At 70.2% G+C, this 25701-nt stretch carries 25 protein-coding genes; 13 read left to right on the top strand and 12 right to left on the bottom strand.

What is annotated here, in order from left to right; translation table 11 throughout:
- Positions 1-42 precede the first annotated feature (42 nt).
- The gene (locus tag CLT71_RS31795; protein WP_101370350.1) at positions 43-1341 is read right to left on the bottom strand and encodes an extracellular solute-binding protein; all 1299 of its coding nucleotides are present in this window, start codon (positions 1339-1341) and stop codon (positions 43-45) included.
- A 182-nt stretch (positions 1342-1523) separates the two neighbouring features.
- Here CLT71_RS31795 and CLT71_RS31790 point away from each other — a divergent pair, with 182 nt between their 5' ends.
- The 8 genes from CLT71_RS31790 to CLT71_RS31755 all read left to right on the top strand — a co-directional run bounded on the left by CLT71_RS31790 (position 1524) and on the right by CLT71_RS31755 (position 12345).
- Positions 1524-3596 (top strand): beta-galactosidase, encoded by a 2073-nt coding sequence (locus CLT71_RS31790; RefSeq protein ID WP_101370349.1) that lies wholly within the window; start codon positions 1524-1526, stop codon positions 3594-3596.
- Between the two features lie 139 nt (positions 3597-3735).
- Positions 3736-4326, top strand: a complete 591-nt coding sequence (locus CLT71_RS31785) for a dihydrofolate reductase family protein (protein ID WP_101370348.1) — start codon at positions 3736-3738, stop codon at positions 4324-4326.
- 208 nt (positions 4327-4534) lie between these two features.
- Entirely contained in the window at positions 4535-6115 is a 1581-nt protein-coding gene (locus CLT71_RS31780; RefSeq protein ID WP_101370347.1) for an arabinogalactan endo-1,4-beta-galactosidase, read from the top strand.
- 110 nt (positions 6116-6225) lie between these two features.
- Positions 6226-7812 carry an arabinogalactan endo-1,4-beta-galactosidase gene (locus tag CLT71_RS31775; protein ID WP_101370346.1) on the top strand — a complete coding sequence of 529 codons (1587 nt, stop codon included), beginning with the start codon at positions 6226-6228 and terminating at the stop codon, positions 7810-7812.
- A gap of 269 nt (positions 7813-8081) precedes the next feature.
- Positions 8082-8684, top strand: a complete 603-nt coding sequence (locus CLT71_RS31770; RefSeq protein ID WP_101370345.1) for a DUF4956 domain-containing protein — start codon at positions 8082-8084, stop codon at positions 8682-8684.
- Positions 8681-9547 carry a polyphosphate polymerase domain-containing protein gene (locus tag CLT71_RS31765; RefSeq protein ID WP_101370344.1) on the top strand — a complete coding sequence of 289 codons (867 nt, stop codon included), beginning with the start codon at positions 8681-8683 and terminating at the stop codon, positions 9545-9547. Before CLT71_RS31770 ends, CLT71_RS31765 begins: the two co-directional genes overlap by 4 nt.
- A 5-nt stretch (positions 9548-9552) precedes the next feature.
- Positions 9553-11604, top strand: a complete 2052-nt coding sequence (locus tag CLT71_RS31760) for a CotH kinase family protein (protein WP_101370343.1) — start codon at positions 9553-9555, stop codon at positions 11602-11604.
- 174 nt (positions 11605-11778) lie between these two features.
- Entirely contained in the window at positions 11779-12345 is a 567-nt protein-coding gene (locus tag CLT71_RS31755; RefSeq protein ID WP_101370342.1) for a PadR family transcriptional regulator, read from the top strand.
- Between the two features lie 79 nt (positions 12346-12424).
- On the opposite strand, the gene ispG is transcribed toward CLT71_RS31755, so the two are convergent.
- The 6 genes from ispG to CLT71_RS31725 are packed head-to-tail and all read right to left on the bottom strand — an operon-like array spanning position 12425 to position 17654.
- A complete protein-coding gene (ispG, locus tag CLT71_RS31750; protein WP_101370341.1) occupies positions 12425-13597 on the bottom strand; it encodes a flavodoxin-dependent (E)-4-hydroxy-3-methylbut-2-enyl-diphosphate synthase in 1173 nt (390 codons plus the stop codon).
- Between the two features lie 7 nt (positions 13598-13604).
- On the bottom strand, positions 13605-14846 hold the full coding sequence (locus CLT71_RS31745) for a site-2 protease family protein (protein ID WP_101370340.1): 1242 nt from the start codon (positions 14844-14846) through the stop codon (positions 13605-13607).
- Positions 14846-16057, bottom strand: coding sequence for a 1-deoxy-D-xylulose-5-phosphate reductoisomerase (gene dxr, locus CLT71_RS31740; RefSeq protein WP_101370339.1), 1212 nt, complete (start codon positions 16055-16057; stop codon positions 14846-14848). Before dxr ends, CLT71_RS31745 begins: the two co-directional genes overlap by 1 nt.
- Entirely contained in the window at positions 16054-16593 is a 540-nt protein-coding gene (locus tag CLT71_RS31735) for a hypothetical protein (protein WP_101370338.1), read from the bottom strand. The genes dxr and CLT71_RS31735 overlap by 4 nt, the downstream gene beginning before the upstream one ends.
- Positions 16594-16644: 51 nt before the next feature.
- Entirely contained in the window at positions 16645-16851 is a 207-nt protein-coding gene (locus CLT71_RS31730; protein ID WP_101370337.1) for a DUF397 domain-containing protein, read from the bottom strand.
- Positions 16842-17654, bottom strand: coding sequence for a helix-turn-helix domain-containing protein (locus CLT71_RS31725; RefSeq protein WP_486483565.1), 813 nt, complete (start codon positions 17652-17654; stop codon positions 16842-16844). Before CLT71_RS31725 ends, CLT71_RS31730 begins: the two co-directional genes overlap by 10 nt.
- 225 nt (positions 17655-17879) lie before the next feature.
- Here CLT71_RS31725 and CLT71_RS31720 point away from each other — a divergent pair, with 225 nt between their 5' ends.
- Positions 17880-18395, top strand: coding sequence for a hypothetical protein (locus tag CLT71_RS31720; protein WP_486483564.1), 516 nt, complete (start codon positions 17880-17882; stop codon positions 18393-18395).
- A gap of 77 nt (positions 18396-18472) precedes the next feature.
- Here the strand turns inward: CLT71_RS31720 and CLT71_RS31715 are convergent, their stop codons facing one another.
- Complete coding sequence (locus CLT71_RS31715; RefSeq protein WP_101370335.1) at positions 18473-19015, bottom strand: GNAT family N-acetyltransferase; 543 nt, start codon at positions 19013-19015, stop codon at positions 18473-18475.
- 156 nt (positions 19016-19171) lie between these two features.
- Here CLT71_RS31715 and CLT71_RS31710 point away from each other — a divergent pair, with 156 nt between their 5' ends.
- Positions 19172-19420: a zinc ribbon domain-containing protein gene (locus tag CLT71_RS31710; RefSeq protein WP_101370334.1), complete on the top strand. Its 249-nt coding sequence runs from the start codon at positions 19172-19174 to the stop codon at positions 19418-19420.
- A 381-nt stretch (positions 19421-19801) separates the two neighbouring features.
- Here CLT71_RS31710 and CLT71_RS31705 read toward each other — a convergent pair whose 3' ends face one another.
- On the bottom strand, positions 19802-20290 hold the full coding sequence (locus tag CLT71_RS31705) for a hypothetical protein (protein ID WP_143743690.1): 489 nt from the start codon (positions 20288-20290) through the stop codon (positions 19802-19804).
- Positions 20291-20351: 61 nt separating this feature from the next.
- Here CLT71_RS31705 and CLT71_RS31700 point away from each other — a divergent pair, with 61 nt between their 5' ends.
- On the top strand, positions 20352-20690 hold the full coding sequence (locus tag CLT71_RS31700) for an Imm51 family immunity protein (protein ID WP_101370332.1): 339 nt from the start codon (positions 20352-20354) through the stop codon (positions 20688-20690).
- 177 nt (positions 20691-20867) lie between these two features.
- Positions 20868-21428, top strand: coding sequence for an alpha/beta fold hydrolase (locus tag CLT71_RS31695; protein WP_158242342.1), 561 nt, complete (start codon positions 20868-20870; stop codon positions 21426-21428).
- 47 nt (positions 21429-21475) lie between these two features.
- Here the strand turns inward: CLT71_RS31695 and CLT71_RS31690 are convergent, their stop codons facing one another.
- The gene (locus CLT71_RS31690; RefSeq protein ID WP_199187782.1) at positions 21476-22069 is read right to left on the bottom strand and encodes a barstar family protein; all 594 of its coding nucleotides are present in this window, start codon (positions 22067-22069) and stop codon (positions 21476-21478) included.
- Positions 22070-22158: 89 nt separating this feature from the next.
- Positions 22159-22746 (bottom strand): GIY-YIG nuclease family protein, encoded by a 588-nt coding sequence (locus CLT71_RS31685; protein ID WP_486483563.1) that lies wholly within the window; start codon positions 22744-22746, stop codon positions 22159-22161.
- 131 nt (positions 22747-22877) lie between these two features.
- Between CLT71_RS31685 and CLT71_RS31680 the strand changes: the two genes are divergently transcribed.
- Positions 22878-23459 carry a GNAT family N-acetyltransferase gene (locus CLT71_RS31680; protein ID WP_486483562.1) on the top strand — a complete coding sequence of 194 codons (582 nt, stop codon included), beginning with the start codon at positions 22878-22880 and terminating at the stop codon, positions 23457-23459.
- On the opposite strand, the gene CLT71_RS31675 is transcribed toward CLT71_RS31680, so the two are convergent.
- Positions 23376-25595: an MMPL family transporter gene (locus tag CLT71_RS31675; RefSeq protein ID WP_101370329.1), complete on the bottom strand. Its 2220-nt coding sequence runs from the start codon at positions 25593-25595 to the stop codon at positions 23376-23378. The genes CLT71_RS31680 and CLT71_RS31675 overlap by 84 nt on opposite strands.
- Positions 25596-25701: the final 106 nt, after the last annotated feature.

Raw genomic sequence — 25701 nt, 5'->3', positions numbered from 1 at the left:
TCATCGCACCGCACCGGCCACTGGCGAGCCGGTGCCCACCGGTCAGCCGGCGACGGTGAAACCGTTCTTGCGCATGTCGGCCACCGTCGCCGCCTGCATCGCCTCGACGGCGGTGCGCAACGGTGCCCGGGAGGTGATCGCCTTGGCGAACTCGTCCTGGTAGGCCTGGTAGGCGACGTTCACGTTCGGTCCCCAGGTGACCCCGGCGGCGGTTTCGGCGATCTGCTTGGCCAGCGGATAGAAGTCCGCCTGCCCGGCGAAGAAGTCCGGCGGCTGGGCCAGGGCGGGGCCGGTCTGGGCGTCCCGGGCCGCCGGATAGACCGCGCACTCCCGGACCAGCATGGTGGTGGCGGCCGGGTCGGTGTTCAGCCAGCTGGCGAACTTGACCGCCGCCGCCTTGTGCTTCGACGCGGCGGTGACCCCGGTGGAGGAGCCACCCCAGTTGCCGGTCCTGTTCTCACCCGTGCTCCACTGTGGAAGTGGGGCCATCGCCCACTTGCCCTTGGTGTCCGGGGCGTTGCCGCTCAGCACGCCGGGCCCCCAGACGGCTCCCGGCCAGGCCAGCAGGCTGCCGTCGTTGAGGGACTTGTTCCACTCCGGCGTGTACATCGGCTTGCCGTCGACGACACCCTCGGCGACCAGCCCGCCCCAGTAGTCCGCGACCTTCTTCGTCGCCGCGTCGTTGACGGTGACCCGCCAGGACTCGCCGTCGATCCCCCACCAGGACGCTCCGGCCTGCTGTGCGAGGCCGGCGAACCATCCGGGATCGGTGGCGGAGAAGGTGGTCAGGTGGTGCTTGCTGCTCTTGCTCCGCAGCGTCCGGGCGGCCTGGGCGAACTCCTCCCAGGTCTTCGGCACGGTCAGGCCGAACTGCCGGAACAGGTCGGTGCGGTAGTAGAGCATCATCGGCGCGGCGTCCTGCGGGATCGCGTAGACGGCGTCGGTGCCGAGGGTGACCTGCTGCCAGGTGCCCTCGGCGAACTTGTCCTTGAGCGGCTTGGCCTGCTCGGCGATGTCGGCGAGGACGTCGTTGCTGACCAGCGTCGGCAGGGCCTGGTATTCCACCTGGGCCAGGTCCGGCGGGTTGCCCGCCTTCGCCGCGGTGAGCAGCTTGGTGATGATGTCCCCGCCGCCGGCCTGCCGGCTCAGCGTGACTTTGATCTCCGGGTTGTCGGCGTTCCACCGGTCCACCAGCGCCTCGATCTTGGGGGCCCAGGACCAGAAGGAGAGCTCGACCGGCCCGCTGGCCTCCGGTTCGTCGTCCGAGTTCGAGGTGCAGGCGGCGAGGAGACTGGCGCCGAGCAGCAACGCCAGGACCTTCGCGCCGAGCGAACGGGTCATCTCAACCTCACAGTTTTCGCTGTGTCATCTGCTGTTGATCGGACAGAAACAACTGGGAGCGCTCACAGTCTTGGACCCACGATCGATCATGTCAAGGGACTCTTAAGTGCTTGTTCTCCTTGTGGAGGCGTGTGCAATCATGCGCACTACCGTTGGGAGCGCGCACAGTTCGGAGATCCCGTATGAGTCAGACCCCGCATCTGGTGGCAGCCGCGACGAACGCAGAGGCCGGGCCGCTGCCCCGGCTCGGCCGGCTGGCGTACGGCGGCGACTACAACCCCGAGCAGTGGCCCGAGCACGTCTGGGCCGAGGACATCGAGTTGATGCGGGTCGCGGGGGTGAACCTGGTGAGCGTCGGGATCTTCTCCTGGGCCCTGCTGGAACCCGCCGAGGGAGAGTTCGACTTCGGCTGGCTCGACCGGCTGCTCGACCGGCTGCACGACGGCGGGATATCCGTCGACCTGGCCACCCCGACCGCTGTACCCCCGGCCTGGTTCCGCCGGCGTCATCCGGAGGCCCGGCTGGTCGACCGGCACGGCGTACCGCTGGGCGGCGGGGCCCGGCAGTCCTTCTGCCCCAGCTCACCCGCGTACGCCGAGGCCAGCGCGCGGATCACCGAGGCGCTGGCCCGCCGCTACGGCGACCACCCGGCGCTGGTGCTGTGGCACTCGCACAACGAGTACGGCGGGGTCAACGCGCTCTGCTACTGCGCCACCTCGGCCGAGGCGTTCCGGGACTGGCTGCGTGAGCGCCACGGCGGCGACCTGGACCGGCTCAACGCGGCCTGGGGCACCACCTTCTGGGGCCAGCGGTACGGTGACTGGGCCGAGATCGAACCGCCGCTCGCCGCACCGACCGCGGTCAACCCGGCCCAGCAGCTCGACTTCCTGCGCTTCTCCGCCGACGCGCACCTGGGCAACTTCCGCCGGGAGCGGGACATCCTGCACCGGCTCTGCCCCGGCGTGCCGGTGACCACCAACTTCATGCTGGCCAACTGCAAGACCATCGACTACTGGCGCTGGGCCGACGAGGTGGACGTGGTCGCCAACGACCACTACCTGCGGGCCGAGGAGCCGGACAACCACATCGAACTGGCGATGTGCGCCGACCTGACCCGAGCGGTGGCCCGGGGCCGGCCCTGGCTGCTGATGGAACACTCCACCTCGGCGGTGAACTGGCAGCCGCGCAACATCGCCAAGCGCCCCGGCGAGCTGCGCCGCAACAGCCTGACCCACCTGGCCCGGGGTGCCGAGTCGGTGCTCTTCTTCCAGTGGCGGGCCGCCCGGTTCGGTGCGGAGAAGTTCCACTCCGCGATGCTGCCGCACGGCGGGACCGAGACCCGGATCTGGCGCGAGGTGGTGGCGCTCGGCGCCGAGCTGCCCGCCCTCGAACCGCTGCGCGGCACCCGGGTGGTGGCCGACGTGGCGGTGCTCTGGGACTGGGAGTCCTGGTGGGCCGTGGAACTGGACTGGCGGCCCTCGGTCGACCTGAACTACCGGGAGCGGATGGCGGCGTACTACGAACGGCTCTGGCGGGACCGGCTCACCGTCGACTTCGCCCATCCGGAACGGCCGCTCGACGACTACCGGCTGGTCGTGGTGCCGAGCCTCTACCTGACCACCCCGGCCGCCGCCGAGAACCTGCGCCGGTACGTCGCCGGGGGCGGGACGGTGCTGGTCTCGTACTTCTCCGGGATCGTGGACGCCGACGACGCCGTACACCCGGGGGGCCATCCGGGGGCGCTGCGGGACCTGCTCGGCCTGACCGTGGAGGAGTTCCTGCCGCTGCGCTCCGGCGAGACGGTGCGACTCGGTCCGGCCGGTGCGGACGGCTCGCAGACCTGTGCCGCCCCGCTGACCGGGGACGTCTGGGCCGAGGCGGTGGTGCCGCACGGGGCGGATCCGGTGCTGTGCTATCTGGACGGTCCGGCCGCCGGTGGCCCCGCCGTCACCCGGCACGCTCTCGGCGCCGGCCACGCCTGGTACGTCTCCACCCGGCTGGACGCGGCCGGGCTCGCCCCGGTGCTCCGGGCGGCGTACCGGGACGCCGGCCTGGTCCCGCCGGACGGGGTGCCGGACGGCGTCGAACTGGTCCGGCGGGCGGGTGCGGACGGCAGCCGGTTCCTGATCGCGGTCAACCACGCCGACCGGGACGCGGAACTGCCGGCCACCGGCACCGACCTGCTCGACGGAACCGTCCACGACGGCGTGCTCCGGGTGCCGGCCGGCGGCGTAAGGGTGCTGCGCACCAGCTGACCAGGGAAGGACCAGCCGACCGCGGAAGCAGCGGCCGGCCGGGGAAGTCGGCGCCGACGCGGTGTCGATTTTCGGCTGCCCGTTCGTGTAACCGGTGACGGGCCGGCGAGGGGCCGGCCGTGGACGCGAGGAGAGCACGATGGGCAAGCTGGTGGTGGTGGCGAACGTGACCCTGGACGGGGTCATGCAGGCGCCGGGCGGGGCCGACGAGGACACCAGGGGAGGCTTCACGCACGGCGGCTGGGCCACCGGGTACGCCGATCAGGTCATGGCGGAGACGATGGGCCGGGGCATGAGCGCCGACGGTCCGATGCTGTTCGGTCGGCGTACCTTCGAGCAGTTCGCCAGCTTCTGGCCGAAGCAGACCGACGGCAACCCGTACACCGAGGTACTCAACCGCAAGCACAAGTACGTCGTCTCGCGCAGCCTGACCGAACCCCTGTCCTGGCAGAACTCTTCTCTGCTCAAGGGTGAGGTGACCGAGTCGGTGGCCGCGCTCAAGCAGGAGGTCGAGGCGGACATCGTCGTGCTCGGCAGTGGACAGCTGGTGCGGTCGCTGGCCGGCGCGGGCCTGGTCGACGCGTACACGCTGTCGATCCACCCGCTCACCCTCGGCACCGGGGCGAGGTTGTTCACCGAGGGCGAGACGGGGTACGCCACGCTGGAGCTGGTCGAGTCGGTGCCGACCACGACCGGGGTGATCATCGCGACCTACCGCCCGAGCAGCTGAGCCGGCCGCCGGAGCACCCTCTTGACATCGTTCGACACGGATGGTTCTGTGAGCGCTCACAGCATCAATCGCTCACCAGATGCCCGAGTCGAGCGTAATCGCAGCTAGCATCGGTCCAATTCGACCTGTGAGCGCTCCCAGATCTGGCCTCGGTGAGCGTGCCCTGGCGTAGCCGTCCGGGCACCTGGGTCGAGCCGAGGAGTTGTCGATGCAGCAGAGAAGAGTCGCCTCCGGCGCCGTCGCGCTGGCCGTCGCCATTGTCGCCCAGCCGACGCCGGTGGCCGCCGACGCCACGACTGTGATGCCGGCGGCCACCGTGCACAACGCCGGCTTCGAGACGGCCGGCCCGGACGGCTCACCCGTCGGCTGGTCCGAGCGCGGGCAGCGGTCCGCCAGTTACGTCGAGCCGGGCGGCCGGTCCGGCGGGAACCGGCTCACCCACTCGGCCGACCGGCCGTACCGGGTGGCGACCGTCCAGCGACTCACCGGGCTGCGCCCCGGCGATCACACGCTGCGGGTGTCGGTACGCGCCAGCGGCGGCCAGCGCGAGGCGTACGTGGCGCTGCGCGGCTGCGGCGGCCCGAGCCGGCGGGTCGAACTGCCCCGCACCGGCGACCAGTGGTGGGTCGAGGTCTCCCTCACCACCAGGGTCAGCTCCGGGCACTGCACCGTCGAGTTGGTCTCGGACGGCGACGCCGGGGACTGGGCGCACTTCGACGACCTCACGCTCCACCCGGCCACCCGGCCGGCCGGCGCCCCCGCGCTGCGGATCGCCGGAGCCGACGTCTCGCACCTGACCAAGAACGAGCACCACGGCGCGGTCTACCGCGACCGCACCGGACGGCCCGGCGACGCGCTGCGGATCCTCGCCGACAACGGCGTCAACTACGCCCGGGTGAAGGTCTGGGTGGACCCGGCCGACGGCTTCAGCGACAAGGCGGACGTGCTGGCCAAGGCACGCCGGGCCAAGGCGCTCGGCATGGGCCTGCTGGTCGACTTCCACTACTCCGACACCTGGGCCGACCCCGGCAAGCAGTTCAAGCCGGCCGCCTGGGCCGATCTCCCCTTCGACCAGCTCCGGCAGGCGCTCTACGACCACACCTACGACGTAATCTCAAGCCTCCGCCGGCAGGGCACCCCGGCCGACATGGTGCAGGTCGGCAACGAGATCAACGGCGGGATGCTCTGGCCGGACGGGCGTTGGGACAACTGGGACGGGCTGGCCGCGCTGCTCACCGCCGCCAGCACCGCGGTCACCGACGCCTCGCCGCGCAGCAGGGTCGCGCTGCACCTGGCCGAGGGCGGCAACAACGGCGGCCACCGGTGGTGGTTCGACAACGCGGTCAGCCGGGGCGTGCCGTTCGACCTCATCGCCGTCTCGCACTACACGTACTGGCACGGCCCGCTCGGCTCGCTCCAGGCCAACCTGCTCGACCTGACCGACCGGTACGGCAAGCCGGTCATGGTGGTGGAGACCGGGTACGGCTTCACACTCGCCGAGAACGACCACGAGGCCAACATCTTCAACGCCTCGCTGCAACAGATCGCCGGCTATCCGGCCACCCCGTCGGGTCAGGCCGAGGCGATCCGCGACATGGTCACCACCGTCTCCGCCGTACCCGGTGCGCTCGGGATCTTCTACTGGGAACCGACCTGGACCGCGGTCGACGGGGCCGGTTGGGATCCGGCCGACCCGACCTCCGGGGACGGCTGGGAGAACCAGGCGCTCTTCGACTACTCCGGACGGGCCCTGCCCGGACTGCGGGTCCTCGGCGGCGCCGCCCGATAGCTCCAGGTCGCCGCCGGCGTACCGCCAGGCGGTGACGGCGGTCGACCTGGCTGGCTGGCGTACCAGCGCGGGTACGCCGGCCACCCATCCCCTCGACGGAAGGAACCCCCATGAGCGGTCCGTCCCATCCGCTCCGTACGGCCGCCGCCGCTCTCGGCGCCGTACTGCTCGCCGCCGGCCTGGTCGCCGGCCCCGCCCCGTCCCCCGTCCGCGCCGCCGCCACCGTCACCAACCCGGGCTTCGAGTCCTCCGGAGCCACCCAGAACCCACCGGGCTGGTCCGAGTCGTCGAGCTCGGGACAGCAGAGTGCCAGCTACACCGAGGCGGGAGGACGGTCCGGCAACTATCGCCTGTCGCACTGGGCCTCCGGCGCCTACCGGGTCGAGACCCACCAGCAGCTCACCGGGCTGACCGCCGGGGCGTACACGTTGCGGGCCTGGGTCCGCTCCGGCGGCGGCCAGGTCGCCGCCTACCTGGCGCTGCGCGGCTGCGGTGGCGCCGAACAGCGGGCCGGCATCCCGACCACCTCGAACTGGACGCAGGTGTCGGTGACCGCCCAGGTGACCGCCGGGCAGTGCACGGTCGCGGTGGTCTCCGACGCCCGGGCCGGAAACTGGATCAACGTCGACGACGTCGAGTTCACCGGCGGCGGCAGCAATCCGGGCGGGAACGTCCAGATCCGCGGTGTCGACATCTCCACCCTGCTCAAGAGCCAGGACCGGGGCGGTGTCTACCGGGACTCCACCGGCACCCAGCGGGACCCGTTGCAACTGCTCACCGCGAACGGGGTCAACTACGCCCGGCTGAAGGTCTGGGTCAACCCGGCCGACGGCTACAACAACAAGGCCCGGGTGCTCACCATGGCCAGCCGGATCAAGGCGCAGGGGATGCGGCTGCTCGTCGACTTCCACTACTCGGACAGTTGGGCCGACCCGGGCAAGCAGAACAAACCCGCCGCCTGGAGCGGCTACACCTTCAACCAGCTCCGGGACGCGGTCTACAACCACACCTACGACGTGCTCAACGCGCTCAAGGCACAGGGTACGACGGCCGACATGGTGCAGGTCGGCAACGAGATCAACGACGGCATGCTCTGGCCGGACGGGCGGAGCAACAACTGGGCGAACCTGGCCGCCCTGCTCACCGCCGGCAGCAACGCGGTGAAGTCGGTGAACGGCTCGACCCAGGTGATGCTGCACCTCGCCGAGGGCGGCAACAACTCACAGCACCGATGGTGGTTCGACCAGGCCACCTCCCGGGGCGTGCCGTTCGACGTGATCGGGGTGTCGCACTACCTCTACTGGCACGGCTCGCTGGGCAGTCTCCAGGCCAACCTGAACGACCTCGCCTCCCGGTACGGCCGGCCGGTGGTGGTCGCCGAGACCGCGTACGGCTTCACCCTGAACGCCGACGACAGCGAGCCGAACATCTTCAACTCCTCGTTGCAGTCCGCAGGTGGCTATCCGGCCACCCCACAGGGTCAGGCCGACGCGCTGCGCGCGGTCTTCAACGTCGTCCGGTCGGTGCCGAACGGTCGCGGCCTGGGCGTCTTCTACTGGGAGCCCACCTGGACGGCGGTGCCCGGCAACGGCTGGGACCCGACCAACCCGTCCTCGGGTAACGGCTGGGAGAACCAGGCGCTCTTCGACTACGCCGACCGGGCGCTGCCGGGCCTGGCGGTCTTCGGCTCGGTGTGACGCCGGGCTGAACCACTCGACGTGGCAGGCCGTCCGGCGTGACACGCCGGCCCGCTGCGCCAAACCCACGGCGGCCCCGGCCCGGACCATCCGGGCCGGGGCCGCCGCCGGCTGTCCGGCAACACCGCCCTAAGATTGACAGGCGCAAATAAAACCTGTTACAAGCTGTTAGCGACAGGTATGACTCAGGATCGATGTCCTTCAATGTAATCTGGTGGTCGGCGTCCGTTTACCCACCGGCCACCGGATGTAACCAGGAGGACAGGTCCATGCCCCAACTCGCCCTCTTTGCGGCGGACATCGTCGCAGTGACCCTGCTCGTGTTCGGGCTCTACTTTCCCCGCCACCGGCGTCGAGACCTCGTCGCCGCGTACCTCGGCGTCAACATCGGGGTGATGGCGGTGGCGAGTTCGCTCGGCACCAGCAGCGCCGGCACCGGCCTGGGTCTCGGTCTCGCACTCTTCGGGGTGCTCTCCATCATCCGGCTCCGCTCCACCGAACTCGACCAGCACGAGGTGGCGTACTACTTCTCGGCGCTGGCGCTTGGCATCCTCTCCGCCCTCGGCGGCGGCCCGGCGTGGCAGGTACCCGCCATGATGGGCCTGATCCTGGTGGTGATGTTCGTCGGCGACCACCCCCGGCTGTTCCGCAGCTACCAGCGGCAGAGCATGTTCCTCGACTCGGCCATCACCGACCACGTCGCGCTGGTCGCCTATCTCGAACAGAAGCTCGGCGCCCGGGTGCACTCGGCCAGTGTCCAGCGCCTCGACCTGGTCAACGACACCACGCTGGTGGACGTGCGCTACTCGCACCCGTCGGTGCACACGGCGGTCCGCAACGTCACGGTCTCCACCGGTGGGGTGCCCCGATGACCAGCACCGCCATCGACCGCATCCTCCCCGGGCACCTGGAACCGATCGGGCTGGACGAACTCACCGAACGCGCCGCCCTGCAGACCCGGGTGGACCGCAAATACGTGCTGCCACTGCACGAGGCGCGGGCCGTCGTCGCCATGGTCGGTCCGGACACCCTGGCCCTGGAGATCGACGGACGCCGCTCATTCGAGTACCGGTCGGTCTACTTCGACACTCCGGAACTGACCAGCTACCTGCTGACCGCCCAGCGTCGGCGTCGCCGGTTCAAGGTACGCACCCGGACCTATCTCGACTCGGCGGAGTGCTGGCTGGAGGTGAAGACACAGGGTCCCCGGGGCAACACCGTGAAGGACCGGCTGCCCTACCGGGCGGACCACGAGACGAGCCTCTCCCCCGGGCGGCAGTTCGTCGACGACGTACTCGCGCGGGAATCGATCGAGGTCGGTGACCGGGCCTTCGCCCCCGTACTCGTCACCAGGTACCGGCGCAGCACCCTCTTCCTGGCCGCGACGGTGAGCCGGGTGACCATCGACACCGAGCTGACCTGGGAGGGCGACGACGGGCCGCTCCGGTTGCCGGGACTGGCGGTGGTCGAGACCAAGACCGGTTCGACCGCCTCCTGCGTGGATCGCCTGCTCTGGGCACGGGGGCACCGGCCGACCCGGATCTCCAAGTACGCCACCGGGCTGGCCGCGCTCCGGCCGGACCTGCCGTCCGCACCCTGGCGCCGCACCCTGCGCCGGCACTTCACCTGTATCGGGGCCACCGACGGCCACCGGTCCCACCTCGACGTCGACCGGTCCGGCCTCCGCCTCGTGGCGAGCGCGGTCCGCCCCGCGAACAGCTCTGGAACGGAGTAGGGAACATGCGCACACTCGGCTACTACCTGGCGGGGATCCTGGTCGCCGCGGCGATCGGCCCGGCGGCAGCACCCGCCCCCGAGCGGAACGGCAACTCCGACCGTCCGGTGTCGGTCGCCCACGGAACGGCAGACGGCGGCAGCGGCGCGGCGGCGCAGGCCCAGGCGGACCCGACCGGCGACATCACCTTCTCGGTGCCGAGCGGCACCTTCCAGGGCGAGGTATCGGTCACGCTGGGCAGCACGGTGAGCGGGGCGGAGGTCCGGTACACCACCGACGGCCAGCCGCCGAGCGCCAGTTCACCGGTCTTCTCCGGCACCCCGCTGCGGTTCACCCGTACCACGCAGGTGCGGGCCCAGGCGTACCAGAACGGCACCCCGACCGGTGAGCCCGGCACCGCCATGTACGTCGCCCGCGCGGTGAACACCAACCACGACCTGCCGGTACTGCTGCTCGACGCGTACGGGCGGGGCGCACCGGGGCGGGACTACATCGACACCGCCGTCATGCAGTTCTCCCCGGTGAACGGGTCGACCTCGCTCTCCGCCGCACCCAGCCTGGTCAGCCGGGGCGGCTTCCACCTGCGTGGACAGTCCAGTGCGATGTTCCCGAAGACGCCGTACCGGCTGGAGTTGCGGGACAACGCCGACGACGATGTCGACCTGCCGCTGCTGGGCATGCCGGCCGACTCCGACTGGGTACTGCGCGGCCCGTACAGCGACAAGGCGCTGATCCGGGACGCCTTCATGCACGGTCTCGGCCAGGACATGGGCCTGTACGCCCCGCGCTACGCCTTCGCCGAGGTGTACGTGAACACCGACGCGAACCCGGTCGCCGCGAACGACTACCTCGGGGTCTACCTCATCGTGGAGACGATCAAGAACTCGAAGAACCGGCTCGACCTGAAGCAGCTCGACGAGGACGACATCACGCTGCCGAAGCTGACCGGCGGATACATCTTCAAGTTCGAGTGGATGGCCGCGGAGGAGCCGACCCTGCCGTGCCAGGGTGCGGACGCGACCTGCTGGCACTACCTGGAGGTGGTCGACCCCGACCCGCTGCAACCCGCGCAGGCGGACTGGCTGCGCCAGCACATCCAACAGTTCCACGACCTGTTGCGCAGTCCAGGATTCGCCGACCCGGTGACCGGCTATTCGTCCTTCATCGACGTCGACTCCTTCGTCGACCAGCTCATCATCAACGAGTTCGGTCGGGGGATGGACGCCTACCTGCGCAGCGCGTACTTCCACAAGGACCGGGACAGCAAGATCGTCGCCGGCCCGCTCTGGGACTTCGACCTGACCTTCGGGGTGGGCGGCTTCTTCCAGAACGACCAGATCGCCGGCTGGCAGCACCAGCAGACCCGTAGCCCGAGCGCGAACGACTGGTTCCAGCGACTGCTCCAGGATCCGGCCTTCGTCGACCGGGTCCGGACCCGCTGGCAGCAACTCCGCCAGGGGCTGCTCTCCAACGCCCAGCTCCAGGCCCGGATCGACCGGTTGACCGCCCCGCTGACCGCCGCCGCGCAGCGGAACTTCCAGCGCTGGCCGAACCTCAGCACCCGGATGGTCGGCCCGTTCTACACCCCGACCGCGCCGACCTGGCAGGGGCAGGTGCAGTTCATGCGGGACTGGATGTTCCAGCGGGCGACGTGGCTGGACACCACCGGCGGCTGGGGCTCCGGCGGGACCAACCCGACCACTCCGCCCACCACCAGGCCGCCGACCCCGCCGGCCACCACCCCGCCGGCCTCCGGTCGGACGTGTACGGCGACCTACAGCGTCGTCGGCCAGTGGACCGGCGGCTTCCAGGGGAGCGTACGGGTCACCGCCGGTTCGGCCGCGATCACCGGTTGGCGGGTCAACTGGACGTACGCCAACGGGCAGACGGTCAGCCAGTTCTGGGAGGCGAACGTGACCAGCAGCGGTGCGGCGGTGACCGCGACGAACGTCGCACACAACGGGGCGCTCGGTGCCGGGGCGAGCACCACATTCGGGTTCCTCGGCACCTGGAACGGCAGCAACAGCCTGCCCACACCCACCTGTACGGCGTCCTGACCACTCACACCGTCCTGTAAGCGCACGCCTCTGCCGGCGTCGGCCTCCTTCCTGGCCGGCGCCGGCAGTGTGTTCCGGGGTCACCGGTGGAACACCAACCGACGAAGACGTGTTGTCGTCGATAGTTTCCCGATATATCGTCGAACTATCAACGACAGTCTGAAGGAGGCCCAGATGGGTTTTCACCGAGGGTTCCACGGCATGCACGAGGCCCGGATGCGCGGCTTCGGCTTCCCGCCCGGCGGCCACGGTCACGGTTACGGCCGGGGCGGCGGTCGCGGACGCGGCGGTGGCCGGGGACGACGCCCGAACGTCCGCGCTGCCGTACTCGCCCTGCTGACCGAGCGGCCGATGCACGGCTACGAGATGATCCAGGAGCTGGACTCGCGCACCGGCGGCGCCTGGCGGCCGAGCCCGGGATCGATCTACCCGACCCTGCAACTGCTGGAGGACGAGGGCCTGATCGCCGGCAGCACCGAGTCGGGCGGCGGCCGGCGCCGCTTCGGGCTCACCGACGCCGGGCAGGAGGAGGCCGCCCAGGCGGCCGCGCAGCCGCCGTGGGCCGAGTTCGCCCAGGACACCATCAACAGTTGGCACGACATCCGGGAAGCCGGCTTCCAGGCGATGAACGCGCTGCGCCAGGTGATGACGACCGGCACCGACGACCAGCGCGAGCGGGCCGCCCAAGTGCTCGACGAGACCCGGCGCAAGCTCTACGCCATCCTCGCCGAGTCGGAGTAGCCCGAGGTACGCCGGCACGCGCCTGTCCCGGGCGCGTGCCGTCACACCCCGGTGGGGGTTTCCTCGCGGGGCGGCGGGGTCAGTGCACCGTCACGATGGGCTTGGCGACGAGGTCGCGCAGTTCCTCGGGGAGTTCGGCGCCCATCTCGTCGGCGAGCCGGACGGCCTCCTCGATCAGGGTCTCCACGATCTGGCCCTCGGGCACGGTCTTGATGACCTGGCCCTTGACGAAGATCTGCCCCTTGCCGTTGCCGGAGGCCACCCCGAGATCCGCTTCCCGCGCCTCGCCGGGACCGTTCACCACGCAGCCCATCACCGCCACCCGCAGCGGCACCGGCAGCCCTTCCAGACCGGCGGTGACCTCCTCGGCCAGCTTGTAGACGTCGACCTGGGCCCGACCGCAGGACGGACACGAGACGATCTCCAGGCCGCGCTCGCGCAGCCCGAGCGACTCCAGGATCGCCGCGCCGACCTTGATCTCCTCGACCGGCGGCGCGGAGAGCGAGACCCGGATGGTGTCGCCGATCCCCTCCGCGAGCAGCGCCCCGAAGGCCACGGCGGACTTGACGGTGCCCTGGAACGCCGGGCCCGCCTCGGTCACCCCGAGGTGCAGCGGATAGTCGCACTGCTCGGCGAGCTGACGGTACGCCCGGATCATCACCACCGGGTCGTTGTGCTTGACCGAGATCTTGATGTCCCGGAAGCCGTGCTCCTCGAAGAGCGAGCACTCCCAGAGTGCCGACTCGACAAGCGCCTCGGCGGTGGCCTTGCCGTACTTGGCCAGCAGGCGCTTGTCCAGCGAGCCCGCGTTGACCCCGATCCGGATCGGTACCCCGGCCGCCGAGGCCGCCGCCGCGATCTCCTTGACCTTGTCGTCGAACTGCCGGATGTTGCCCGGGTTGACCCGGACCGCCGCGCAGCCGGCGTCGATCGCCGCGAAAACGTACTTCGGCTGGAAGTGGATGTCGGCGATCACCGGGATCTGCGACTTCTTCGCGATCGCCGGCAGCGCCTCCACGTCGTCCTGGGACGGCACCGCCACCCGGACGATCTGGCAGCCGGAGGCGGTCAGCTCGGCGATCTGCTGGAGCGTCGAGTTGACGTCGGAGGTCAGCGTGGTGGTCATCGACTGCACCGAGACCGGCGCTCCGCCGCCCACCAGTACCGAACCGACCTTGATCTGCCGGCTGGCCCGCCGGGTCGCCAGCGGTGGCGGCGGTACGGCGGGCATGCCGAGGCTGACGGCGGTCACTCTGTTTTCACCTCTGGATCAGGGTTATCGGATTGACCACGTCGGCGGTGATGGTGAGCAGCGTGAAAGCGCCGCCGATCAGGATCAAAGCGTACGTTACGGGCATCAGCTTGAAGTAGTCGACCCGCCCCGGATCGGGCTTGCCGAGTCGGGCGAAGACCCAGGACCGGGCCCGTTCGAACCAGGCGATGGCGATGTGCCCACCGTCCATCGGCAGCAGCGGGAGCAGGTTGAAGACGCCGATGAAGAAGTTCAGCGAGATGAAGAGGAGGACGAAGACCTCCCAGAGGCCGTGCTGCACCGCCTCGCCACCGAGCCGGCTCGCCCCGACCACGCTGATCGGGGTGTCGATGTCCCGCTCCTCGCCGGTGATCGACGCCCAGAGGGCCGGAACCTTCTGCGGAATCCGTTGGAGCGCCTTGACGGTGTTGACCGCCATCTCGCCGGTGAAGTCGGCGGTGGCGCCGAAGGCACCGATCGGGCTGTAGGTGATCGTCGGCGGGGTGCCGAGCCCGACGCCGAGGGCCGCGACCGGACCGGCCGGCCCGTCCGCCTGGTCCTGCGGCGGGCGCTGCACCTCGGCCAGGTTGACCTGGGCCTTCTGGGTCGCGCCGTCCCGCAGGTAGGTCACCTCCACCGGGCCGGGCTTGGTCGCCCGCACCGCGTCCAGCATCTGACCCCAGTTGGCCACCGGGATCGTGCCGATGCCGGTGATCACGTCACCGTCGCGCAGGCTGGCCTGGCCCGCCGGGCTCGCCGGGTCGCCCGCCTGGCAGGCCCGGGCCGCGTTCTCCTGGACCACGCAGGGTGCGATCTCGATCCGGGCCGGCTCGTTGCGGATCTCGGCGGTGGTGGTCGGATAGTCGGGGTTGGGCAGCCCCATGAAGATGGCGGCGAACCAGAGGGTGACGATGGCGAGGGTGAAGTGCGCCACCGAGCCGGCGGCCATCACCGCGGTCCGCTTCCAGAGCGGGTACCGCCACATCACCCGGGGCTCGTCCGCCGGGTCGACGTCGTCGTCCTGCGGGGTCATGCCGACGATCTTGCAGAAGCCGCCCAGCGGGATCGCCTTGATGCCGTACTCGGTCTCACCGCGCCGGAAGGACCAGATGGTGGGGCCGAAGCCGACGAAGTAGCGGGTGACCTTCATCCCGAACCGCTTGGCCACGAGCATGTGCCCGGCCTCGTGCAGGCTCACCGAGATCAGGATCCCCAGGGCGAACGCCACCACCCCGAGCAGATACAGCATCAGGCTCCTTCCACCGCTTCCGCGATGATCTCCTGGGCGTGCGCCCGCGCCCAGGACTCGGCGGCGAGCACCTCCTCGACGTTACCCGGTTCGGCGAAATCCGGGGCCGCCTCCAACACCCGTTCCAGCGTGTCGACGATGCCGAGGAACGGCAGCCGGCCGGCGAGGAAGGCGGCGACACACTCCTCGTTCGCCGCGTTGTAGATCGCCGGACGGCAGCGGCCGGCCACACCGGCCTGCTTGGCCAGGCGTACCGCCGGGAACGCCGCCTCGTCCAGCGGCTCGAAGCGCCAGCTCTGGGCCGCCGTCCAGTCGACGGCGGGCGTGGCCCCGGCGACCCGGTCCGGCCAGCCGAGGGCGAGGGCGATCGGCAGCCGCATGTCCGGCGGGCTGACCTGGGCCAGCGTCGAGCCGTCGACGAACTCGACCATCGAGTGGATCATCGACTGTGGGTGCACCACCACGTCGATCTGGTCGTACGGCACGCCGAACAGCTCGTGGGTCTCGATCACCTCCAGCGCCTTGTTCACCAGATTGGCGCAGTTGATCGTGACCACCGGCCCCATGTTCCAGGTCGGGTGTGCGAGCGCCTGCTCGGGGGTGACGGCCGTCAGCTCCTCCCGCCGCTGCCCCCGGAACGGGCCGCCGCTGGCGGTGAGGATCAGCCGGCGTACCTCGGCCCGGGTGCCGCCGCGCAGACACTGGGCCAGCGCCGAGTGCTCGGAGTCGACCGGCACGATCTGGTCCGGTCGCTGGAGGGCGGCCCGGACCACCGGTCCCCCGGCCACCAGCGACTCCTTGTTCGCCAGCGCGAGGGTACGCCCGGCGCGCAGTGCCGCCAGGGTGGGCGGCAGCCCCAGCGAACCGACGACGCCGTTGAGCACGATGTCGCAGGGCCACTCGGCCAGCTCGGTCATCGCGGCCGGCCCGGCGACGATCTTGGGAAGCTTGAAGTCGCCGCTCGCCCAGCCGCGCTTGCCGGCCTCGGCGTAGAAGGCGAGTTGCAGGTCCTGCGCGGCGGACGCCTTGGCGACACCCACCGCCTCGACACCGAGCTCCAGGGCCTGGGCGGCGAGTTGGGCGACGTTGCCGCCACCGGCGCCGAGCGCGACCACCCGGAACCGGTCCGGGTTGCGCCGGACGATGTCGATCGCCTGGGTACCGATCGAGCCGGTCGAACCGAGCAGGACGATCTCGCGGGGAGAACTCACCCGACCATTCTCCCTGACCGGTTCTGGGCGTCCGCTGGGAGCCTTGCCCGGTCACCCGGGAGCAGGCCCCGGTCGATCAGGAAGCGGGTCAGCTCGTCGGCCTGCCCGTCGGTCAGGCCGGCCCGGGGGATGTCCCAGCACGCCAGGCCACCGGGCTGCCAGAGCACGAAGCCGAAGGGGTAACTCCCGGCCCGCGCGACCAGGCCCCAACTCAGCGCCGTCCGCGCCTGCGTCGACTGCCAGGCCAACTCGTCGTCGGTCAACCGGTAGGTCCGGTCCGCGTACCAGGTCGCGGGTAGCCGGGCCACCACCTGCCGGGCCATGATGAACGGCTTGATCACCCAGCAGATCCCCAGGCCGAGGAGGAGAGCGCTGCCGAAGGCAGCCCCGATCCGGTCGGGCTGGTAGGTCAGCGCGCCGGCCGAGACCAACGCCAACCCCGCCAGGCCGGTGAAGATCCGGTTGCGCAGCATGGTGACGGCGAAGAGTTGCCGGGCGTACGTCCCGTCCCGGGTTGGGGTGAACTCGATGTGCACGGCGAGACCCTACTCAGACCCGCCGCCGCACCGCAGCCCGCTCCGGCTTGCTCAGCTCTCCCGGAGGGTACGCATCTCCCGGAGGATACCCACGAAGGAACGCCAGGCCGACGGGGTGAAGGCGAGAAGCGGACCGGCCGGATCCTTGCTGTCCCGCACCCCGACCACGCCCGGCAGGTTCCCCGCCACCTCCACGCAGTTGCCGCCGTGACCGTTGCTGCGGCTGCTCTTGCGCCAGAGGGCACCGCTCAATTCCATGACTCCGCCACTTCCCGGATCATCTCGATCGACTGCTGATGGGACAGCGCCTCGGCCCGGACCGAGTCCCAGAGCTGCTGGACGGTCTTGACGTCCCCGACCCGCTCGACGAACCGTCCGTCGAGCTGGTCGTCGAGGTAGGCGACGTCGTCGCCGCCGGGATAGGTCACGATCACGAAGGGGCCGTTCAGGCCAGCGTACGCGCCGACGCTGGTCGGGACGACCTGGACCCGTACCCGAGGCTGCTCGGTGCAGAGCCTGCCGATGTGCCGCAGCTGGTCACGCATCACCTCGGCGCCGCCGACCGGCTGGTGCAGCACCCGCTCGTCCATCACGGCGGTGAACATCGGCGGGTCGGGCCGGGTCAGGATCTCCTGCCGGGCCAGCCGCGTCGCCACCTGCTCCTCCACCTGCTCGGCGGTGAGCAGCCCGCCGCTGGCCAGCAGCGCCCGGGCGTACGCCTCGATCTGCAACAGACCCGGCACCACCGACAGTTCGAAGCAGCGGATGTCGGTGGCCTCCTGTTCGGCGACCACCCAGTGCCGGAACCACGGCATCACCGGCCCCGGGCCGAGCACCGCCTGGATGCGTTCCAGCAGGCCACCGGTGTCGAGAACGTCGTCAGAACGCTTGGCGAACTCGCGGGTCGGGCGGCGCTGGCACAGCTCGATCTTCGCCACCAGTGCCGAGGAGAAGTTGATCCGCTGTGCCAGGCCGTCCTGGGAGAGCCCAGCCAGGCCACGGAAGCGGCGTAACTCTCCGGCGAACAGACCGAGTGTGGTGGGTGTGCCGGCTTCAGCCACGGACAGGCTCCTTACCTGCGGATTGGGCATCCCGGACAACGGGCCGGGTGCTCGGGTCGACACTTCCGAGAGTAGTCATCCGATCACCAGACTGGAACCCGGGAAACGCGCCCGACGGCAGACCGGGATCCCCCACCCGGTGGGCGCCCCGCCCAGGGGACCGGCTCGCAACTCGTCCTTGCCCGAGCCGGTCCCCTGGTTCCAGCCCTGAGGAGGTGGATTCCGATGTGGTCGGTGTTCCGGCGCCAACCCGAACCCGTGCGGTACGCCCCGGTGCACCAGCGGAACTGGCGCCGCCTCTGGTGGCGGCACTGCCGCTGTGGGGACCGGTGGCCGTGCCCGGACCGGCTCAACCCGCCGCCGCTGGTGCCGCCGTACCCCTCGGTGCCTCGGATCGACTCGAACCTGCCGCCCCAGCATCCCCGGGAACGCCCGACGAACCGGGGACAGTTCACGGTTTCGAACGTGAACCCGGCGACCCGCCCGCCATCACCCCGGCCGCACCTGCCGCTCCGCCCATTGTGGATCTGTCGGAGCTGCGGCCAGCCCTGGCCCTGCGCGGTGGCCCGGCTGACGCTGCTGGCCGACTACCGCGAGGACCGGGTCGGGCTGCACGTGTACCTCGGTGCCGCGCTCTTCGCCGCCACCGCCGACCTGTACCGGCTCAACCCGCACCCCGGCCCCGATCCGGCAGCCCTCTTCGCCCGGTTCCTCGGCTGGGCCCGGCCACGCCGAACCTGACCGGTCCGGAACCAGTCCGGGACCGGTCCGGGTACCGGCGGGCTGGAAGCGGTCACGGACCGGCGGGCCGGAACCGGTCAGGGCCGGCTGAGCCGGAAGGTCTCCAACTCCTCGCCGCCGTACCAGTCGGTGCGCCGGCCGATCGAGGCCATGCCGAGCCGCCGGGCGACCGCCATCGACGCCTCGTTGCCGGGAGCCACCACGGCGTAGATCTCCGGTACGCCAGCGGCGAAGCCGCGCTCGAGCGCGCCCCGGGCCGCCTCGGTGGCGTAGCCGTGCCCCCAGGAGTCGGGGTGCAGGTGCCAGCCGACCTCGATGTCGTCGGTCAGCTTCGTCTCGTCGCGTCCGGGCAGCGGCTTCAACATCACCGTGCCGACCACCAGGCCGTCCTCCCGGCGCTGCACGGCCCAGATGCCGTACCCCGGGTCGAACTCGGCGTTTCGGGTGTGCCAGCGGCGTACCGTCCCGGCGGCGTCGGCCGGCTCGCGGAGCGGAAACGTGGGCGCACCGAGGAACCGCACCACCTCCGGCCGGGAGTACGTGTCGAACACACGGGCGAGGTCGTCCGGCTCCAGCGTCCAGTCGCGGATCACCAGCCGCTCGGTCTCGTAGATCGTCACGCGGCCGGATGCTAGTCCCCGGGTACCCGGCCGACCAGCCATTTTCGGCCGCGCCGAATCGCCCCACGGCTGGCCCGGCTGCGATCGGGGTATCACCGTGGAAGTCCGGCGGCGAACCCACACCGGACGCGATCCAGACGAGCGGAGGGGTAGCGCATGTTTCTGATCTTCGGTCTGCGTACCAAGTCGGAGCGGCTGGGACTGGTGCCGATGGCCTGCCGGGTCTGCGGGCAGTCCGGCAGCATGCTTGTGGTACGCGAGATCACCCGGTTCAGCCTCTTCTTCGTACCGCTGTTCCGGGTTCGGACCAAGCACGTGCTCTACTGCACCAACCCGCTCTGCGGCGCGCGCACCGGAATCGGATCGGACGAGGCACGCCGGCTGCTCGCCGCGGCGCCGCACTGACCGGCTGTCCGCCGGCCCCGGTCGCCGGAGTTCACGGTCGACGGCAGTCGAGGATGCGCGGACTGTGTCGCTGTGCGCTCAGTTTTCGGTTACGGGACGGAGGATCGGATTGATTTCCAGCAGTGCGTCGCGAATTTGAGCGGCTCCCTCACGCAGCAGTGGATCGGCACCCTCGATCATCGCGTCGCACATCCGCACGGCCGCGTCCCGGTCACCGGCGGGTGACGAAAGAGCAGGCCATCGCAGCGATCGCCGAACGCTTTCCGGAGATGGCACCAAGACAGGTCACTAATGCTCTCGCCCATGGCCTGTTCTTGTCCAGGTGAGCAGGAGTGTGGTGGGACCGCTCAGAGAGCACTGGTCACAGTCTGGGCTGGCTGATCAGAGGTAGTCGAAGTAGCGGTCCCACCAACTGTTGACGCGGGCGGCGAGCTTGTCCTTGCTCCAGGTGCCGTCGTAACGCTGCCAGAGGGGTTCTTCGGGGATGAGGGTGTAGCCCAGGTCCTCAAGTGCCCGACGGATCCGGGTGTCGTCGTCCGGGTGGAGCAGTTGGCCCGCTTCCTTGTCGGTCCACACGCCAGGATTGTCGATGGCCAGGACGGCCAGGTCGCCGAAGTTGCTGATGACGATGACGAGAGGCCGGAGGGTGCCGGTGGCTGCGGCGGGGACGTCGATGCGGCCGTGGAAACTAGCGTCCTCCACCATCCGGTCGACCTCGCATTGGCAGCCGAAGTCGCGGTCGAATCGCTGTGCCAGCTGGTTGAACCTTGCCCTGGCCTGGCGGTGCTGGTAGTTCGCCGGCACCTCGAGACAATCAGGGTCGTCAAGGGAGCGCAACAGAGACCACAGCGGGGTGTCGTCGGCAGGCACTTCAGCATTGTGCCCGGTTCGGTGCCTTGTGGGCGTGGCATCGGCCTGCCACCATCCGCTGATGGATCCGATCGAGGTGGCCGAAGTCGCGCCCGGCGAACATCGCCTGTATCTGGTGGCCGGGACCACCGACGTGGACGACGTGATCTCCGAACTCGGCCACGAGCCCAACGGGGTCTTTTGGGAGGGGATCGTAGAGCTGCTTGTCGCGACCGAGGCACCCGCCCTTGACGGGCGCTTCTCATCCGATTCGGAGGCTGGCGCGTTCCTCGCCCACAGCAGCGACCGCACCGCGCTCGACGAACTGGCCGTCCGGCTGCGTGCCGTTGCAAGCGACGGGGGTCGCATGCGGCAACTCGTGGAGGTCGCCAAGGCTCGCGGCTTCGAGTTCGACGACTGATTCCCTATCGGGGACCGGTTGTGGAGAGCCGTGTTGCCGGACGGTCCGTGACCGTGTCGCGGAGGGACCAGCACGGTCCAGCCGTTCAACGGGCTGGACATGGCGCTCCGGCCGTCAGCTCCACCACGGCCGTTGGCACTGCACGGATCCGAAGTATCGTCGGCTACCCTCCCGAGCATGACGCGCTATCTGGTCGTACCCGGTCGGGGAGTGCCGCTGCCCGACCACTGGTCGCGCAGTTTGGTCAGGGACAACCCGGAGTACGAGTGGGCGCCCGAACCGCCCGGACCACCGTACGTCGCCGCCGAGCGGGTCGCCGCGCTGCACGCTGCGATAAGCGCCCGCAGCGAGCCGGTGATCCTTGTGGCGCACAGCGCGGGATGTCTGACCGTTGCCGTCTGGGCCAGCCAGCACGTCGGTCCCGTCCGTGCCGCCCTGCTGGTCACGCCACCGTACCTGGATCCGGACTGGACTCCCGGCCCTCAGGAAGCCGTCGATGTCATCATCGACCATGTGCCACGCGAGCCACTGCCCTTCCGCTCGATCCTGGTCGCCAGCCACAACGACCCACACGCCACGTTCGCGCAGTTCGAGGCGTACGCGCGCGACTGGGGCTCGGAACTGTTCGACGCAGGCGCGGTCGGGCACCTGGACTCCAAAACCGGGTTCGGCGCGTGGCCCGACGGCCAGCGACTGGCCCGATCATTGAGCCAGCCCTTACCGCAGGAACAACGCTGACGCCACTGCGAGCGTGGCATGCAGGTGATCACGGCTGGGGCGTTTGATCATGGCTGGGGCGTTGTCGTCGGGAACGGCGTCACTGTGTCAGCACCCGGCCAGTCGGTGCCGGTGAGGGTCGCGGTCAAGCGCCCGTCGGTGAGAGCTACGCCGACATCCTTACCAGTCGCCGCCGGCTCGGCGAAGGCAACGGGTGTCGTCTCCGCGAGGAGAAGGACGAAGTGCGGAGCGAACGGCGTCCAGGGCTCTTGCGGGCAGCCGTCGGCGTCGAGTTGAAGGTTCGCGTGCCACGCCGCCTGGCAGAGCACCGAGACGAAGACACCCAGGAAGTCCGCGCCAACCAGTTCGTCGGCGTTGTCGATCAGCACCGCCAGGTCCCTCGTGGCGGCTCCGTGACCGTGCCAGTCGCGCAGGCAGTCCACGAGCGCATCCCAGTTGTGGCCGAAGTAGTCGGGGAACGACAGCTCACGAGCGAAGGTGGCGAACAGCGACGCCGGCTCTCGTAGCTCCCGGGCGTCCAGCCGCACCACGCTCCCGCCCTGCTTCCGCAGCCTGGCCACCTCGGCGCTCACCCACGGGTCGTCCGCGGCTGTGACGACGACCCATGGCGACCGGTGCTCGGTGAGGGTGGGAGCGCTCATGGTCATGACCGTAGACAACGGCGAGCCGAGCCGCTGAGTCACTCATCGACGTGGGTGCGTATCGGTACCTGCCCGCGCCGGGCAATCGGTCACGGCGCCCGCATCGGCTCGGCCGGGTGGCTGCTGGTGTTGTAGGCGTTCTTCGCGGCGACCACGGCCGGCTGGACGTGTTCGGGGTCGACGCCGTGCACGTTCAGTGGTGGGTGCAGGCGCCGGACGAGTTCGGCCTCGATGGTCGCCGGCTCCGCGTCCTCGGCCCAGGTGAGGCGCAGGTGCGTGTACATCCACGCCGTCAGCCGTGCCTCGTCCTCGGGGACCAGGACAACGCGGTCGGTCCAGGTCGTCCGGTAGCCCTCGGCCACGAGGAGCCCGGCCAGTGTGCGGCGCAGCGTCGAGCTGCCCGAGCGCCGGAGATGGTTGCGCAGGATCCGGCCCCGCAGACTGGTCGCCCGACCGAGGTAGAGCAGTCGTAGCGACGGGACGTCCCCGTTCGGCGGCCCGGGGAGGTCGGGAAGGATCGAAGGCGCGGCCCACCAGGCGTAGACACCGCTGCCACGGCTGAGTCGCTTGACGGCGACGTCGAGTCCGACTGGCGTGCCGAACAGCAGGCGCAGGGCCTCGGTGGCGCGGGCCTCATCGGTAGGGACGTCGTCGCGGCGCATTTCGGGAGTGTTCACCGGGACGATGCTAGGCGTCCCGTCCGGGGTACGGGCCGTGACTGGTGGGCGCCCGGTCGACAGCAGATGCAGACGTCGACTTCCATCGAAGTGTCGGCCCCCACTGGTAGGTTCGCCCTGCTGATCGATGCTTGGACCAGATCTTGGGGACGCCTGTGGCTGAGGTGGCGCTGCGACCTGTCGATGACTCCGACCTTGACGCGTTGTTCGAACAGATGCGTGATCCCGAGTCGCTCCGGATGGCAGCCTTCACCGCCAAGGATCCCGACGATCGCACCGCTTTCGATGCCCACATGGCGAAGGTCAGGACCTCACCCGAGGCCACCAACCGCGTCATCACGCTCGATGGACGGCTGGTCGGTAGTATCGCCAGCTTCGTGATCGACGGCGACACCGAGGTCACCTACTGGATCGACAGATCGTTCTGGGGGCAGGGCATCGCTTCCCGGGCGCTGGCCCTCCTCCTGGAGTCCGTCCATGTCCGGCCCTTGTTCGCTCGCGCAGCGAGTGACAACGCGGGTTCGCTGAAGGTGCTGCAGAGGGCAGGGTTTGTGATCACCGGCACGGAGACCTCCTTCGCCAACGGCCGGAACGCGGAGATCGAGGAAACGATCCTGCGCCTCGATGAATCAGGCTTTGCCAGGTCCGGTCGGGGCCGTCTCGGTGGAGGCCGATGCGTCCGTCACAGCCGCCGGTGCGAGGTCGGCGGCTGACTCGCGGATGCCGTACCGGCGGTAGACCCGGGCCAGCGGACCCGGTGCCCACCAGTTCCACCGGCCCAACAGCCGCATCGTTGCCGGTACCAGCAGCGCCCGCACCAGCGTCGCGTCGACCACGATCGCCACGATCATCCCGATCCCGATCAGCTTGACGAAGACCACGCCACCGGTGGCGAAACCGGCGACCACCACGATCAGCAGCAGCGCGGCGGCGGTGATGATCCGGCCGGTGTGCTGGAGTCCGGCGGCCACCGAGGCGGTGTTGTCACCTGTCGCGTCCCACTCCTCGCGTACCCGAGAAAGCAGGAAGACCTCGTAGTCGGTGGCGAGTCCGAAGAGGACCGCCAGCATCAGGATCGGGTTGCTCGGCTCGATGAAGCCGGTCGGGGTGAAGTCGAGCCAGTCGGCGAGGTGACCGTCCTGGAAGATCCAGACCACCACGCCGAACGACGCGCCGATCGAGACCAGGTTCATCAGCACCGCCTTGATCGGCAGCAGCACCGACCCGAAGGCGAGGAAGAGCAGCACCAGGGTTGCCGAGGCCATGATCAGGGCCATCAACGGCAGCCGCGAGGTGAGGCTCTCCAGCAGGTCCACGTCGAAGGCGGGCCGCCCGCCCACGAGTACCTCCGCGCCGGGGGGTGCCGGCATGTCCCGGACCAGTCGTACCACCCGCTCCGCCACCGGGCCGGTCGGCTCCCCGGGATAGGTAAGCGAGAGCAGCGTCGTCTCGCCCCGGTTCGCGGTCACCTGCACCCCGGTCACCCCGGAAATCCGGGTCAGGTCGTCGGCGAAACGCTGGGTGTCGGCGGCGGAGGCACCGGAGACGAATACCTCGATCGGGCCGACGCTGCCACCCGGGAAGTCCGACTCGATCCGCTCGGCCACCACCCGGGGCACCGCCTCGGCCGGCAGTATCCGCTCGTCGAAGCCACCCGCCTCCATCCGCAGCGACGGGACGGCGAGAATCCCGAGGACCGCGACGACACCCAGCAGGTAGAGCACCGGTCGGCGCATCACGCTGCGGGCCAGCCGGGCCCAGGCGTCGGAGCCGCCGATGCCCGCCCCGCCGGCCGGATCCGCCCCGCCCCGCCGACGACGCCACGGCAGGCGTACGGCCAGCGAGTTGATCCGCGGTCCGAGTACCGCGAGCAGGGCGGGCAGCACGGTCAACGCGGCGAGCATGGCGACCAGGACGGCGGCGATCCCGCCCAGTCCCATCGAACGGAGGAACGACTGCGGGAAGATCAGCAGGCTGGCCAGCGCGGTCGCGATGGTGAGCCCGGAGACCATCACCGTCCGGCCGGCGGTACTCATGGTGCGCCGGATCGCGTCGGGGGTCGACCGGCCGGCGGCGAGTTCCTCCCGGAACCGGCTGACGATGAAGAGCGCGTAGTCGACGGCCATGCCGAGGCCGATCAACGTGATGATGTTGATGGCGAAGACGGAGACCTCGGTGACCATGCCGAGCAGCCGTACGGCCACGAAGCCGCCGAGGATGGCGAGACCGCCGACCAGCAGTGGCGTCGCGGCGGCGACCAGTCCACGGAAGATCAGGATGAGCAGCACCAGCAGGACCGGCAGGGAGAGCGTCTCCGCGCGGGTGATGTCCCGCTTGGTCTGCTCGTTCGCCTCGGCGAGGAAGGCCACCGTGCCGCCGGGCTCCGTGGTCACACCGGGCGCGTCCAGGGCCGGCCGCAGTTTCTGGTACGCCTCGGCCTGCTCGTCCGGGTCGGTCGCCCGTAACCGCACCGCCGCGTACGTGGCGTGCCGGTCGGTGGAGAGCAGGGCCGGGGACTGCGAGTCGTACCAGCTCGTCACGCCGGCCACCTCGGGATGTTGGCGGAGCCGGTCGAGGGTGGCGGTGACCGGGTCCCGGAACGCCGGCTGGTCGGCGGTGCTGGTCGGGCTGGAGTAGAGGACGAGCAGGTCCGCGCCCTGGTTGCCGAGTTCGGCGCTGATCCGCTCCGCGGTGCGGACCGACTCGCTGCCCGGATCCTCGAAGCCACCGCCGGTCAGCGAGCCGAACACCCCGGTCCCCCAGGTCGCCCCCACCGCGGCCAACACCAGGCCGGCGGCGAGCACCACCCACCGGAGTCGGACGACCGCCCTACCCCACCACCCGAACATCGCCCGCTCCCCCGTCCACCGCTGAAATTCCGGCAGTAGCAACGTTCCTTCGGGAACATCGTTCACCATTCCCACTGCCGGACTTCCCCGGCCTGGCCTGCCCCAC

The organism is Plantactinospora sp. CNZ320, from assembly GCF_002846275.1.
Note: the sequence above shows the minus strand (reverse complement) of the source record. Positions and strands in the feature narration are given on the sequence as shown.